Origin of the sequence: Sphingomonas faeni, from assembly GCF_003053745.1 — a bacterium.
Taxonomy (GTDB): domain Bacteria; phylum Pseudomonadota; class Alphaproteobacteria; order Sphingomonadales; family Sphingomonadaceae; genus Sphingomonas; species Sphingomonas faeni.
In genome coordinates this window covers 1-13551 of the sequence record NZ_QAYE01000014.1, presented here as the reverse complement: position 1 = coordinate 13551, position 13551 = coordinate 1, and the positions used below count along the sequence as shown (strand labels likewise).

The following is a 13551-nucleotide window of genomic DNA, read 5'->3' as shown; positions in this document are numbered from 1 at the left end:
GTCCAGGCGCCGGACTTCGAAAGTGCGTCGCCTTGCCGCGCGGCAGACCCGAGGCGGGTAAACTACCGCTGTGACAATGCGGCTGCCAAACGCAGCCAGCAGATTGTCGAGCGTCTTGTGCTGCGGAAGACGTTGCGATGTGAGGCGACTGATAAGAGTTACAGCCGTATGGTTGCCAGGTGCACGTGCCGGACGGTCGGTCACTGTCGTGTGCGGCAATTGCTTCTGGCGCGGCCGTGCGGTGGGATCGGTACTGGCGACAGTATCGCATGGGGGAGTGCAACTGACCCGAAGGCAAGGTGGGCTGACATCTTGGAAAGGTGTGCGGTGTGCGCAGCGATGGGGTTGCCCCTTCCGGCATTGAAGCCCAACTCAGACGAACAACCGGGAGAAACTAATGCTCGATCGACTTCAACAGGCAGCGATGGCCGCAGAAGGTAACCTGGCGGTGACGCTATCGCTCAACATTGGCGGTGCGGTGAAGATGACGCTGCACACGGCAGACGAGCTTGGTGTCCTCGCAACCCTCAATAGCGCCACGACATTCGTGCCGTGGTCATCCATCAAATATGTACAAGTCGAGGGTTGAATCCCATTCCAATATCCGGAACCCCATGATTACTATTACCATGTACCGCTGATTCAGGCAGCATACGGTAACTGAAGCACGCCGCAAGCGATCATGACGTCATGGTGCAGCCGCTGGTTGCATTCGCACGCGCCGGGCAGGATAGCGAGCCGCGACCAAACTGTTTGGCGGTTCCGCGAATGCATGTTGGCACTGGATAAATTGAAATGCCCCCTGCCGAAACCTACCGTGCAAACGCAGCCTCACAACGCCACGCGGCGGAAAATACGACGCTCGCTAACCGTCACGATATGCACGAGCGCTCAGCTTCAACATGGGAAGCGATGGCGGACGCAACTGAAGCAACTGCCGCGCGTGCTGTCGTCAACGCTGCTGCCAAGGCTGACCGCTGAGGCGTCATACTTTTGCGACAAGGTCGGTTGGCGATGGTCATCCTTTTGTGTGCCGTTCGCGTTAAGTCCAATGTCCGGAATGGGAAAGAAAGCGGACAGGCTGCTTTCGGGAATGCGGGTGGCGATAGCAGACGTTGGGCGGCTGCCGGCTTTCCCAAAAAGGATCGTGAACTGAGAATTTATCCAGTGTCTCGATATCCCGTTTGATTGGCATTTTAGGACGTAGTGGGGGGTGGTTGTCCGGCAATGCCGATCGCACTGCGATAGGGCAGCTCTGAGCAATCTTGCAGATTGACGGTGCCACGGGTACGCGCTTCTCGTCTAGCTGGATGAATATCTTGCTGGGCAGTGATCGCGCTGGTGTCCCGAGAGGGACTTAATAGGGAACACGGTGTGGGAGATACTCTCCCGAAGCCGAGGCTGTCCCTGCAACTGTAAGCGGCGAGCGAGACGTACATCGCGTCCTCTTCTGGAGGGTGCAGCCACTGGACCAACGCCGTAACGGCCGAGATCCGGGAAGGCCGTATGTCGAGCGACGACCCGTGAGCCAGGAGACCTGCCAGCGTCTGGTCGCTCTTGCTTTGGTCCAGGGGATGGTCGGGGCACGGTTCTTCCGTCTGAGCGACGAACGAGCGGCGGGGGTCGCATCGGTTCGTGTCGCAGGCGCTTGCGTCCGCCTGCCGACGCGTGCCGACCGTTCGCAGCGGACGCCCCCGTCCGAAGTCGCTTGGCGCACGGGGGACGGACATGAAGAATCTGAGATTACGAACAAAATGGCTCGAATGCGTAGCTATCGCTTCGGCATGTAGCGCCACACCCGCATGGGCTCAGGGGCAAGACACCGAGGCTGTGCCGTCACAGGCACCAAACGACATCGTCGTGTTCGGCCGCGGCGAAGCAAAGATCGGTGTTGCGCATGCAGCGAGTGAGGGCACCGTCGCCGGTGCAGACCTTCTGGTTCGCCCGCTGCTGCGCGTCGCTGAATTGCTGGAAGCGATTCCCGGGATGGTCGCTGCGCAGCATTCGGGAAGCGGCAAGGCCAACCAGTACTTCCTGCGTGGCTTCAATCTCGATCATGGATCGGACTTCACGACCTATATCGACGGGGTGCAAATGAACCTGCGCACCCACGGTCATGGCCAGGGCTATCTCGATCTCAACGGACTGATCCCGGAGATCGTCGCGCGCGAGGATTTTCGCAAAGGGCCATACCGTGCGGATGGCGGCGACTTCGCGCTGGCGGGGGCTGCCTACATGACCACGATCGACAGCTTTGCTCGGCCGTGGCTTTCGGTCGAGGGCGGCTCTTATAGCTATGGTCGGATCGCCGCGGGCGGGACAATTGATGGAATTGGTCCGGGGAAGCTGACGCTCGTCGTGCAGACCAAGGTCTATGACGGACCATGGGAGGAGCCCGAACATCTACGACATGCATCTGGCTTTGCGAAATATACTGCTCCAGCCGGTGCAGGCCAGATCGAAGCGTCGCTCAACGCCTACCGCGCGACCTGGCGCCCGACCGAACAGATTCCCGAGCGCATCATCGGTACCACGCTCTGCAAGGACGTGTTCTGTTCACCCGATCCGACGGCACGCGGCGAAACGACACGGCTCGTCGGCAATGTCGCGGTCCGCCAGCCGGACTGGCACGCCAATGTCTATGGTCAGTTCTACGACTGGTCGATGTATTCGAACCCGACCTACACCGACCCGGACGGGACCAGCGCGCAGATCCGCCAGTTCGACAAACGCTGGATCGTCGGTGCAAGGGGCGAAAAGCGTTGGACGCTCGCGCCGACCCTTGCCGTCTCGCTCGGTACCGAAGAGCGCTACGACCATATCGGCAGCGTCGGTGTGTATCGCACCAGCGCGCGATCGTTCCTGTCGTCGCTCGGCCGCTACCATGTCGAGGAAGCGTCGGCAGCATTGTATGGCGAAGCGACGTGGACGCCCGTTACGGGTCTCCGCCTGATTGGCGGGGTTCGTGGGGACTATTATCACTACGTCGTTCGCGCGCGGGATCAGGCGGCGGTGTTGGCGGGGGCAGGCAGCGGCGACGACACGATCCTGTCGCCCAAGGCATCGATCGCGTACTCGCCGACCGACCGGCTGGAGTTCTACGGCAACTGGGGGCGCGGGTTCCACTCCAACGACGTCCGCGGCGCGGTAAACGTTGAAACGCCGGTGCCTGTGCTGGTCCGCGGCAGCGGCCGTGAAGTCGGCGCCCGGTGGCAGCTGCCCGGCATTACGCTGACCGCGACCTATTGGTGGCTCGACGTCGACAGTGAACTGCGCTTCGTCGGCGACTCCAATGCGGTCGAGCCGACCGGTGCGAGCGAACGTCGTGGCTATGAACTGGTGGCGTTCTGGCGGCCCAGGCCGTGGCTTGCGATCGACGGCAATTACACCGCGAGCCGGTCGCGGTACGACAATGGTGATCGCATTCCGAACGCCTTCGAGAACGCTGCATCCGCCGGGATCGCGCTGGTGCTCGATCCGTGGGAGGCAAGCGTTCGCGTCCGTCACCTCGGGCCTTATCCGCTGATCGAAGACAATAGCGTCCGGGATTCAGGAAGCACCGTCGTCAACGTCCGGGCGGCCCGCAAAATCGGCCGGTTCGAGGTGTATGGCGAGGTGCTCAACATTCTCGACAGCCGTGACAAGGACATCGCCTATTTTTACGAATCCTATATTCCCTCGTTTGACGCTTCAGGGCCAACGGATGGCCGGTTGAGTCGTGTGGTCGAACCACGAACCTTGCGTCTGGGTACCAGGGTCAATTTCTGACCTGGCCGAGGGCATCGCCAGCCTGGGACCCGTTCCGCGCTGGCGATCCAACACCGCCGTGATCAGCCGAGTATCTCTCGCCGCACAATTTCCGCGCCGGCACTCAGCGCCTGGAGCTTGCCCCGAGCGACGTCGCGCGACAGCGGCGCCATCCCGCAGTTGGTGGCGGGCAAGAGCTTGTCGGCATCGACGAAGCGCAGCGCATTGCGCAGTGTTTCGGCAACCTGCTCCGGCGTCTCGATCGTGTCGGTCGCGACGTCTATCGCGCCGACCATCACCTTCTTGCCGCGGACCAGCTCGATCAGGTCCATCGGCACGCGCGAGTTCTGGCATTCGAGCGAGATGATATCGATCTTCGACCTTTGCAGGTTGGGGAAGGTTTCCTCGTACTGGCGCCATTCGGAGCCGAGCGTCTTCTTCCAGTCGGTGTTAGCCTTGATGCCATAGCCATAGCAGATGTGGACGGCGGTCTCAGCCGTCATCCCTTCGGCCGCGCGCTCCAGGGCAGCGATGCCCCAGTCGTTCGCCTCGTTGAAAAACACGTTGAAGGCGGGTTCGTCGAACTGGATGATGTCGACGCCGACCGCCTGCAGCTCGCGGGCTTCCTCGTTGAGGATGCGGGCGAACTCCCATGCCAGCTTCTCGCGGCTCCGGTAATGCGCGTCGTAGAGGGTATCGATCATCGTCATCGGCCCCGGCAGCGTCCACTTGATCGGCTGATCGGTCTGCGCGCGCAGGAAACGGGCGTCGTCGACGAAGACCGATTTCGGGCGCGATACGGCGCCGACGACCGTCGGCACGCTGGCGTCGTAGCGGTTGCGGATGCGCACCGTCTCGCGCTTCTCGAAATCGACACCGTCGAGATGCTCGATGAAGGTCGTGACGAAGTGCTGGCGGGTCTGCTCGCCGTCACCGAGGATGTCGATACCCGCCTGCCGTTGGTCCTCGACCGCGAGGCGGAGCGCGTCCTGCTTGCCAGCGACCAGCTCGTCGCCCTCCAGCTTCCAGGGCGACCACAAGGTCTCGGGCTGGGCGAGCCAGGAAGGCTTGGGCAGGCTACCCGCGGTCGTCGTCGGCAACAATGTCGTCATGATGCAAATACCTTGGTGTCGTGGGGATCAGAGGCCGCAGGTCGCGGACCAGCGCCGAAGCGCGGCACTGTGCGGCTTGATGAAATGCTCTTCGGCGAATTTGCCCTGCTCGACAGCGAGGCAACCACGTTCCTCGCGATCGTAGACGATGCGAGTCAGCGAATAGTCCTGATACTTCAGGCTCGGCTGATAATGCTCCGCCGCGACCGAGTTCGCATTGTAGATTTCAGGACGATAGATTTTCTGGAACGTCTCCATCGTTGCGATGGTGCTGGCAAGTTCAAGGTTGGTGTAGTCGCTGACAAGATCGCCGGTGTGATAGAAGGCGAACGGCGCGACGCTGTGTGGCGGCATGAAGTAGCGCACCTTCATACCCATCTTGGCGAAATACTGATCGGTCGAGGAAAACTTGTCGTTCCGGTACTCGACGCCGAGGATCGGATGCACGTTGGCGGTCCGGTGATACACCTCCTTGCTCGACACGCTGAGGCAGATAACCGGGGGCTTGCGGAAATTGTCACGGTAGGCGCTCGAGCCAAGGAAGTGCTTGAACAAGTTGCCGTGCAGATCGCCGAACCCCTCTGGCGCACCGCCACCCCCAGCCTTCAGGTGGTCAGGCAGGACGACGCTGAAATCGTAGTCACGTACATAGGACGAGAAGTTGTTGCCGATCATGCCGTCGGATCGCTCTCCGCTGATCCGGTCGGTCACGGTCGTGTGCAGGATCTCGATCAGCGGGAAGGCTTCGTCGTCGGCACCATCCCCGAGCGTGAGCGCGGCCGAGACGATCTTCAGCTCAAGCGTGTAGCGATCACCCCTGGGATTATCCCAGTGCATCAGCGCGTTGAACCGATGGTCGATCATCACCAGCGTGTTGCGCAGATTCTCCTGTCGGCTGTCTCCGCGCGCGAGATTGGCAAAATTGGTGGTGATGCGCGTGTTGTCGGCCGGACGATAATCCTCGTCGAACGGGATACTGCTGATCGAGAATATGAACCCGCTATTCGTCATGACTCACCCTGGCTATGCGGGCGGAAGGTCAGGCGAAAGCGCGCAAGGCGTGAACAGGCCCGGATGGCGGCAAGCCACGGACCGTCGCATCAAGCGCGATCCACCGGAGGAACCCCCGTCCGAGGAACGTTATGGCGTCGAAGGCAGGTATCCTGGCTTACGGGTCAACGCAGTGGCTCCGGCCTTCCCAGGCTCCTTGCGAGAACCCAGTGACACGAAATGGAGCCGCCACTCGCCGCTTACAGTTGCGGGGGCAGCGCCGGAATCTGACCCGAAGGACACCACCGGCTTCCCGTCTTAGCCCCATCGCCATGCCTGGAATGGGGAACCTCGACGTGGCCGTTCGACACGAGCGAGCGATCATTGTCAACAAACATATAAAGATATCTTTATATGTTGATGAGGCGGCATGAGTGGAAGCATGGCGGACGGTGGTACGGCTACGCCCACCATGCCGTTCTCAGTCCGCGAAGCCACTTGGCCTTGACGTAAAGGGCCGTTTCCTGCGACCTCAGTGAGGTCAAGGTTCCTTCGCCGATTGGCCGAAGGCTAAGACGGGAAATCGGTTCGATTCCGATGCTGCCCCCGCAACTGTAAGCGGCGAGTAGAAATTCCCTCGTGTGCCACTGGCGCTTCCGCGCTGGGAAGGCCGGGATTTCGACGATGACCCGCGAGCCAGGATACCTGCCTTCGACGCCATAACGACCACCGGCGGGGTGCCCGGTCTGGCCGCTGCGTGCTGTAGGAAGAGGTGTACCTCTCCCGTTGGTCGCTGGCGTCTGGATGCCCTCGCGAATGATTGAGGACCAGGATGCCACAGGAACACCACAGCACCCCTATTCAGCTGATCGACATGGTCTTCCCCGGTGACGCCAATCACCACGGCACGCTGTTCGGTGGTGTGGCTCTGGCGCATATGGACAAGGTCGCCTTCCTGGCGGCCTCACGCCACGGCCGCGCGGCCTTCGTCACCGCCTCTTCGGAAAAGATCGATTTCGCGGCGCCTGCCCGGATCGGCGATATGGTCGAGGTGACAGGTCGCGTCGTGCGGGTTGGACGTAAGTCGCTCGACGTCGAGGTCGAACTGATCGCGGAGGCACCGGTATCGGGCGAACGACGGCTGTGTACGCGAGGCCGTTTCACGCTCGTCGCAGTCGGAAGCGAAGACCCTCTGCCACCGATGGGTGAGATGGTTCCGCATGATGCGGTGCAGCCGTTGCGAATGGTCGAAATGATTTTCCCGAACCAGACCAACCATTACGGCACCCTCTATGGTGGTGATGCACTTCGCATGATGGGCAAGGCGGCATTCATTGCCTCAACCCGCCAAGCCCGGGCGGTAATGGTTATGGCAGCATCTGACCGGATCGACTTCCGTTCCCCTATCCAGAAGGGCGAGATGGTCGAGCTAACCGCCGAAGTACGGATGACCGGGCGCAGTTCCGTGCGCATCAGTGTTGATCTTAGCGCCGAGGATTTAATATCCGGGGAACGACGACATGCGGCCACGGCTCTATTCACGATGGTTTCGGTTGATGAAAATGGTCGAGCGAAGCCGTTCGGTTGTATCGGATAGTACCGGGCCTTCAGCCCCCCAAACCTTCCCAAAAGGGAACCGCCAGTGAGACGGTGAGGGCGTTCTCGGAATCGATCCAATTTCGGGAATGTCTGGAACGGAGAGGAAAGCAGACCGCCTGCATTCGGGAAGGGGCGAGGGATAGCCGCCTATGGCTTTCTCAGATCAGCATCTTGAGGTTCAAGGTGGCGGGCGCGTCCGTGGAGCAAATCATTATCGTGAACATCGTTAGGTGGTTTACGTCCGATACCGTCATGACCCACTCTTCTCCGCCCCAGAACACCTCGCCCTGATCACGTATAAGTAGACCTGCATATTTTAGTGCGAAGCAACGGGCTGCAGCAAGCGACGGTAAATTCTCTCCGACACAGGGAATGGCCGGATTAGCATCGGCAATCTCGAAATAGTAAATTGGCATTAGAACTCCCGAAATTACGCGGGAGCACCAAGTCTCTCAGTCGCCGACAACCAACGATTTACCGTAAGCGAATACCGTAGGGCTTCGGTTCCACTGGGCGCATCTGACCTGACGGTCCGTCTGGTAGCTCATGTTTAATCGCATTTCGCTTGGTCTGCCGCCGAGGTAGACGATCAAAAAACGTCTGAAATTGGGCGAACTGTTCGGTGAGAGGTGGCTGGCAACACCCCAAGATTGTGGAGAGCTTGCGCTGCGATATTGTGGAGGACGACCACGTTGAGCTAGCTTATCAATGAGGCTGATCGGAGCATGGCGATGAACATCCAAGGCTTGTATGCGGTGGCATGTGTAACTGACATGGCTCGCGCCGAAGATTGGTATACGACTCTGCTTGCCCGACCCGCTGACGACCATCCTATGCCTACCCTGACGCAGTGGCGGAATATTGGCACGGCGGGTATTCAATTAATCTGCGATTTCGAGAAGGCTGGACGGTCCGTAGTTACGATCGTGACGCCCAATATGGGCGCGGAAAAGGACAGACTTACCGATCTGGGTCTCGATATCGGCCCGATCAGCCGGGGTAGTTTCGGCGCTATAGCCGAGATTGCTGATCAGGATGGCAACAGGATCATCATAGCGGAGCCCCCAAAGGATTTCACCGGTTGACGAAAGAGCTGATCTCACACGTCCACCATCATAATGGATACCGGACATATCCACCCGTTTAGCCCAAACCGTCTACTATTGGCATGTCACATACCGGCAAAGCCTAGAACGTTGGCCTTGTAATAACAGAACTTGTCATTTGCCCACCCCAACCTTTGCTAGAACCCGATTTTATAGGTTCGGAGCAAAAGTCGTGCTGAACCAATGTCCGCTTTCGCGGATGCAAATTACCCATCTTTGCGTCGGCGATTGGGCGGTTTGGTCATTTTGGCCATTCCCAAAAGGGAACCGCCAGTGAGACGGTGAGGGCGTTCTCGGAATCGATCGAGTTTCGGGAATGTCCGGGATGGGAAGGTTAGCGGACGGTCCGGCGTGACGCGGCAAAGCCGATCGTGACGAGCACAGCCCACACCACGATCGCCGGGCTGATCATTATCATTGCTGCTCCCCACCACGCCAAGAAGCTTGGAGGCGCAGGCGGTGTCAGCGCGAGCACAATGGTCATCACGAGCGCTGGCGCCAGCAGGAGGCCCACGAAGCTCCACCAACGCATTGAGACACGCTCCAGGTGGCCGACCAGGAAGCCGGTGAGCGGCGCAGCGACGATGATGCTGACCCATAGCGCGTTCATTCGCCTATGATGCGCGCCCGATCCAATGTCCGCTAGTGGGCGGAAACAGAAGTCAGCCGTCTGGGCATCGCTTAGCCGGTGTCAGCTTGACGTTTCGGTAGGAAAGAGCGCGCTGAACATCGCCGTTGTCCGTGCTGAAAGTCGCTGCTCCCTTGAACGTAGCAGGAATACCGTTGCTAGCGCGACCAATGTCCGCCCGTTGCACCGGAGCGGAGAGAGTAACGAGTACGAATGCACGAAGGTCTCTGGGACTACCCTCATGGAACCACGTGGCTCCTTGACTTCCATTGCCTTCGAGGCTGCCACTCGGGGTGGCACTGCTCCCGGCTTTGATCCGCCAGCCGCTAGGAATGCGGCAGATCGATCGAAATTGAACGCCCCACGTTTTGATCGCGAAAGCGTTGATGCTCTCAGTGTCCCTGAGCGGTATTCGTCCGATTGACAGCAGATAAGTGCGAGGATGGTCGACGGGTACTGCACCGATCGTCAACAAAGCTAAGGAGAGCAGGACCTTCATCCACTCAACCTGTCGGAACGGTCGCTATCGGGCAAGCCTTTCGACAGCCCGAGCAGCCAGTTGTGGGCGTTCTTGCCCGAGCCGACATTCTCGCGAGGGATCGCGAATTGGGAACGCGAGAGGCTTCCCGAAACCCGTCGCGCTCTAAGAAATGAGAAGCGATCAGCCAACCGCGTTGGATGGCGCGATAACCAAGATTGGTGCAAACACAGCACATGGTTCTCAGGCGGGGAAGAATGGATTTCTGGGGCAGTGGCCCAGAGGGCCGACAAGCCGGGGGCTTTAGCTTCCACGTACTGAACGCGAACGCGCCCGAAGAGGAAGTTCGACGACATAGCCATGACGAAGCACATTTCGTTCTGGTGCTTGCTGGCGGCTATATGTCGTCGGCGGCCGGCGCCCCACTGGTGTCCGACACACCGGTTCTGATCTACAACCCACCCGGCACGACACATCAGGATCGGTTTCACGGCGGCAGGGGGCGCTTTCTCGCCATATCCGGCGGGACGGACTCCGAGGCCGCTGCTCTCTGCATGCGCGATCCCTATGCATATCGACTTGCCCATGACATCGCGCATCAGATCGACGCGGCGACACCGTTCAGGCTGGAAGCCTGCGCGCTGCAACTTCATGGCATCGTGCTGCCGCTCTCATCCGACGAGGCGCAAGCGGCAAAACATCCTCCGGGCTGGCTGACCCGTGCCGTCGAAATGATATTCACCAGCGACGATCCCGACATCTCCGTTGCGAGGGTCGCAGTAGGTGTCGGGGTCCACCCGGTTCATCTTGCCCGCGTGTTCAAACGCTTTCTTGGATGTTCGCCCGGCGAATACCTGCGTGGCCATCGATTGGAACGAGCCGCAGCGATGCTCGGAAAGGGTGTTGCCTCGCTAGCGGACGTCGCGCAATCGGCAGGCTTTGCCGATCAGCCCCATTTGGCCCGAACCTTCCGGTCCCGTCTCGACACCACCCCTGCACAGTGGCGCAAGAAATCACGGTATGTTGCGCGGATACAAGACCCAGAGGCCGCCATGCCGCAGGGACCGGTCAAAGCCCTTTAGGAATCCGGCCAGTGATATCAGTCAAAGTTGTCATCATCGCGCTTGGCGCTGCCGCGCTGTGCGCTACGGCTCCTGCGCCGCATATCGACCCCGCTCTCGATAAGGTTCTTGCGGCCTTCAAGCATGACGACCATCCCGATCTGCGCGGAGTCGTAGTACTTCACGATGGCCGGGTGGTTGCGGAGCGCTATTACAATGGCGAGACGGCTAATACCCTTCACGACATCCGCTCAGCCGGAAAGAGCGTCACCGCCCTAATGGTCGGAATAGCGATCGACCGGGGCAAGATGCACGGGGTGGACGACACAGTTTGGACCTATTGGACGGAATCCAAGGGCAGCGCGATCGGCGATGTTGCCATCCGGGACGTCCTGACGATGCGGTCCGGGTTGGCCGCGTTCGATGAAGATCCCGCGTCACCGGGCAACGAGGACAAGCTCGATGAGGCCCCAGATCCGCTGGCGTTTCTACGTTCGGTCCCCCGCGCCGATCCGCCGGGGTCGCGATATCGCTACAACTCGCTCACCGCCTATACCGCCGGTCTCGTCGTCGCGAAGGCGACCGGACAATCAATGGCCGATTTTGCGCGGACTTCGCTATTCCGGCCGATGGGTATTCGCCGCTGGAAGTGGGCATCGGATGCCGCAGGCTATACCAAAGGCCAAGGCAACCTGTCCCTCACGACCCGCGACTTCGCGGCAATCGGCGAGATGGTGCGTGGAGAAGGCCTGTATCGAGGACGCCGGATCGTCAGCGCGGGCTGGATACGAAACGCGCTCGCTCCGAAGGTCAACATCTCCGCCAGCGACCCTTACGCCGAGGGCTATGGCTATTTCTGGTATTCGAAGGTCCAGCAAATCAATGGCAAGCCGGTCCCGGTCTCATTCGCGTCGGGCAACGGCGGTAACAAGATATATGTGGTCCCGAGCCGCCACATGGTCGTCGCTATCACGTCCAGCGCGTATGGCCATGGCTACGGCCAGCGCCGTTCAGAAGCGATCCTGAAGGCCATCCTTGCAAAGGATCGCCCATAGCCACCGGAGTTGATTAGGCGAATGCCGCACGCGCAAACGTACGATGATTGAGAAGCCGGCTGCCTTCTCGGAATCGATCGAGAAATGGGAAACGGAATGTCGGCAACGAATAGCTAGGCTCGATGAATTGAGATTATTCGACAGCGGTGTTCATGGTCGGATATTATTCGAAGGTTAGGAGAGGTTCGATGCCCAGCAGGATTGAGGCGCTGATACCGACGCCCCCGCCGGAGCGGATCGACGCATTGCAGAATCTCATTCTTCGGATCGTCGATTGTTTAGATGCTGACGAGGAGTGCGACGCGCTCATCGCCGAAGCCGATGCGCTGGCGGGATCGCAGGGGTATGATAGCGTCACGTTTAGCAACCTGAACAGTTGGACCAGCGAACGTGATTTTGCGGTGTTGGCAGCGATGGGACCTCCTCCAGGCATCCCCGACCTTACCGTTCAGGAAGTTGCGGAATGCATCGGCGTCATCGAAGCTGCGGACGAACCAAGGAGCAGCTTTTGCCTCGGTATTCTTGAGCGCACTTTCCCTAACGTACCTATCTGCGACATAATTTATTGGCCTAAGGCGGCAGCATCATCCGACGATCTAGCCGCGGAGATTGTCAGGCTAGCCAACGAGCCTCTCCCTACTCTGCCCGCCCCATAAGTGCCCGGGAATGATTTCTGCAGGTCTGGTTTCTCGATTGGGATCGCGAAATGGGATTTCTGTTGGCTGGGGGCGAATTGCGAAATTTGGAACGGGACTGGACCTGCCGCCTGAGACCGACGAACTGATACTAACAAACGGATTGGGACACCGATGGCAGACAAGCAGCAGTTCGAGGCAATCGTTGGCGACATTAGCCGAAAGCTGTGGTCGATCTTCCCCGAGGACGCAGTGGAGATGCGGTTCGAGGCGCAGTTTCATGAGTGGATGCAGACTGCGGGCGTCAGTCAATGGACCCGTCGCGACGGCGTGCGAGGGCAGTATGTCGGCTTCGGTAGCCGGCCCGAAGAGGTTGAGGAGTCAATAAAGTTCGATCTCGCGAGAATGAGAACGCTCGACATCTTCCTGCCGAGACCTTGGAATCACGTTACGGTGACCTTGACCGAAAATGCTAAAATCAACTTTGACTATGCATATGTCGACGAAATCGATCAGTGGCCTCGCCTTCATCTGATTGGGATCAGCGGTCTCGATCAAGTAGAGGCAACCCGCGATTACGGCATACCTGCTGCCTATTGGCGGCACGTCGCCAGCGAGGTGCTCAAGATTAGGAGGGCGGAATATGAGGCTGCGCGGGCTTTGGGAGATACAGTTATACAGCATGCCTTGGAGCAGACGATTAAAGACCTACAGAGCCGGATCGAAGCTGCTGCGATTTAGCACGGGCCGCGCGCCGATAGGGTAGTGCGATCACAGCGGCAAATGCATTCCCGTTAGGATGGTAGATCAGGATTTTTCCAAAGCTCAAGCAGATCCGTTATCAGGGCGTATCACATCAACCTTTTGATAGGGGGTGACGTTGCAGACGATCGTATTCGAGGGATGGGGTCTGCGGATCACCTGCGAAGACGACCTTTATATAGCTGAATACGACAGCGGAGAGTCGGCCGGCAGCCGACTTCTTCACCGTTCGATAACGGCTGAACAAGCGGCGCGAGCAATGCAAAGCGAAGACAGCGCTTATCGTAAGCGCGGTCTGAGGGCCGCCTTGTAGGCGGAGCGTTCAACGGGTTGATGGCAGCTCTTTGAACGGGGCCGTAATGTCGGACGAGACTATCG

12 protein-coding genes and 3 riboswitches are annotated in these 13551 nt (G+C 59.6%); of the genes, 8 read left to right on the top strand and 4 right to left on the bottom strand.

What is annotated here, in order from left to right; translation table 11 throughout:
* Positions 1-397 precede the first annotated feature (397 nt).
* The gene (locus C8J25_RS18630; protein WP_107955861.1) at positions 398-589 is read left to right on the top strand and encodes a hypothetical protein; all 192 of its coding nucleotides are present in this window, start codon (positions 398-400) and stop codon (positions 587-589) included.
* A 733-nt stretch (positions 590-1322) separates the two neighbouring features.
* Positions 1323-1559, top strand: a riboswitch (cobalamin riboswitch).
* A gap of 169 nt (positions 1560-1728) precedes the next feature.
* Positions 1729-3768 carry a TonB-dependent receptor gene (locus C8J25_RS18620; RefSeq protein ID WP_107955859.1) on the top strand — a complete coding sequence of 680 codons (2040 nt, stop codon included), beginning with the start codon at positions 1729-1731 and terminating at the stop codon, positions 3766-3768.
* Positions 3769-3830: 62 nt separating this feature from the next.
* Here the strand turns inward: C8J25_RS18620 and C8J25_RS18615 are convergent, their stop codons facing one another.
* A complete protein-coding gene (locus C8J25_RS18615; protein WP_107955858.1) occupies positions 3831-4859 on the bottom strand; it encodes a methionine synthase in 1029 nt (342 codons plus the stop codon).
* A 27-nt stretch (positions 4860-4886) separates the two neighbouring features.
* Entirely contained in the window at positions 4887-5870 is a 984-nt protein-coding gene (locus tag C8J25_RS18610; protein ID WP_107955857.1) for a DUF1852 domain-containing protein, read from the bottom strand.
* Positions 5871-5995: 125 nt separating this feature from the next.
* Positions 5996-6217: riboswitch (cobalamin riboswitch) on the bottom strand.
* A gap of 159 nt (positions 6218-6376) precedes the next feature.
* Positions 6377-6577, top strand: a riboswitch (cobalamin riboswitch).
* Positions 6578-6681: 104 nt separating this feature from the next.
* Here C8J25_RS18610 and C8J25_RS18605 point away from each other — a divergent pair.
* Positions 6682-7446 carry an acyl-CoA thioesterase gene (locus tag C8J25_RS18605; RefSeq protein ID WP_208622643.1) on the top strand — a complete coding sequence of 255 codons (765 nt, stop codon included), beginning with the start codon at positions 6682-6684 and terminating at the stop codon, positions 7444-7446.
* 160 nt (positions 7447-7606) lie between these two features.
* Here the strand turns inward: C8J25_RS18605 and C8J25_RS18600 are convergent, their stop codons facing one another.
* Positions 7607-7864: a DUF6894 family protein gene (locus C8J25_RS18600; protein WP_107955856.1), complete on the bottom strand. Its 258-nt coding sequence runs from the start codon at positions 7862-7864 to the stop codon at positions 7607-7609.
* A gap of 309 nt (positions 7865-8173) precedes the next feature.
* On the opposite strand from C8J25_RS18600, the gene C8J25_RS18595 reads away from it, so the two are divergent.
* Positions 8174-8533 carry a VOC family protein gene (locus C8J25_RS18595; RefSeq protein WP_107955855.1) on the top strand — a complete coding sequence of 120 codons (360 nt, stop codon included), beginning with the start codon at positions 8174-8176 and terminating at the stop codon, positions 8531-8533.
* Between the two features lie 355 nt (positions 8534-8888).
* Here C8J25_RS18595 and C8J25_RS18590 read toward each other — a convergent pair whose 3' ends face one another.
* A complete protein-coding gene (locus C8J25_RS18590; protein WP_107955854.1) occupies positions 8889-9164 on the bottom strand; it encodes a hypothetical protein in 276 nt (91 codons plus the stop codon).
* Between the two features lie 753 nt (positions 9165-9917).
* On the opposite strand from C8J25_RS18590, the gene C8J25_RS18585 reads away from it, so the two are divergent.
* The 4 genes from C8J25_RS18585 to C8J25_RS18570 all read left to right on the top strand — a co-directional run bounded on the left by C8J25_RS18585 (position 9918) and on the right by C8J25_RS18570 (position 13152).
* Positions 9918-10742 (top strand): helix-turn-helix transcriptional regulator, encoded by an 825-nt coding sequence (locus C8J25_RS18585; RefSeq protein ID WP_167397766.1) that lies wholly within the window; start codon positions 9918-9920, stop codon positions 10740-10742.
* Positions 10661-11776, top strand: coding sequence for a serine hydrolase domain-containing protein (locus tag C8J25_RS18580; RefSeq protein ID WP_208622642.1), 1116 nt, complete (start codon positions 10661-10663; stop codon positions 11774-11776). The genes C8J25_RS18585 and C8J25_RS18580 overlap by 82 nt, the downstream gene beginning before the upstream one ends.
* 188 nt (positions 11777-11964) lie before the next feature.
* Complete coding sequence (locus tag C8J25_RS18575) at positions 11965-12432, top strand: hypothetical protein (RefSeq protein WP_107955852.1); 468 nt, start codon at positions 11965-11967, stop codon at positions 12430-12432.
* 153 nt (positions 12433-12585) lie between these two features.
* Positions 12586-13152: a hypothetical protein gene (locus C8J25_RS18570; RefSeq protein ID WP_107955851.1), complete on the top strand. Its 567-nt coding sequence runs from the start codon at positions 12586-12588 to the stop codon at positions 13150-13152.
* The last annotated feature ends 399 nt before the right edge of the window (positions 13153-13551 follow it).

Bases quoted from the DNA above. Each gene is read 5' to 3' on its own strand.
- C8J25_RS18630 (WP_107955861.1), top strand. From the start codon at position 398: ATGCTCGATCGACTTCAACAGGCAGCGATGGCCGCAGAAGGTAACCTG.
- C8J25_RS18615 (WP_107955858.1), bottom strand. From the start codon at position 4,859: ATGACGACATTGTTGCCGACGACGACCGCGGGTAGCCTGCCCAAGCCT.
- C8J25_RS18605 (WP_208622643.1), top strand. From the start codon at position 6,682: ATGCCACAGGAACACCACAGCACCCCTATTCAGCTGATCGACATGGTC.
- C8J25_RS18575 (WP_107955852.1), top strand. From the start codon at position 11,965: ATGCCCAGCAGGATTGAGGCGCTGATACCGACGCCCCCGCCGGAGCGG.
- C8J25_RS18595 (WP_107955855.1), top strand. From the start codon at position 8,174: ATGGCGATGAACATCCAAGGCTTGTATGCGGTGGCATGTGTAACTGAC.
- C8J25_RS18590 (WP_107955854.1), bottom strand. From the start codon at position 9,164: ATGAACGCGCTATGGGTCAGCATCATCGTCGCTGCGCCGCTCACCGGC.
- C8J25_RS18600 (WP_107955856.1), bottom strand. From the start codon at position 7,864: ATGCCAATTTACTATTTCGAGATTGCCGATGCTAATCCGGCCATTCCC.
- C8J25_RS18570 (WP_107955851.1), top strand. From the start codon at position 12,586: ATGGCAGACAAGCAGCAGTTCGAGGCAATCGTTGGCGACATTAGCCGA.
- C8J25_RS18585 (WP_167397766.1), top strand. From the start codon at position 9,918: ATGGATTTCTGGGGCAGTGGCCCAGAGGGCCGACAAGCCGGGGGCTTT.
- C8J25_RS18610 (WP_107955857.1), bottom strand. From the start codon at position 5,870: ATGACGAATAGCGGGTTCATATTCTCGATCAGCAGTATCCCGTTCGAC.
- C8J25_RS18620 (WP_107955859.1), top strand. From the start codon at position 1,729: ATGAAGAATCTGAGATTACGAACAAAATGGCTCGAATGCGTAGCTATC.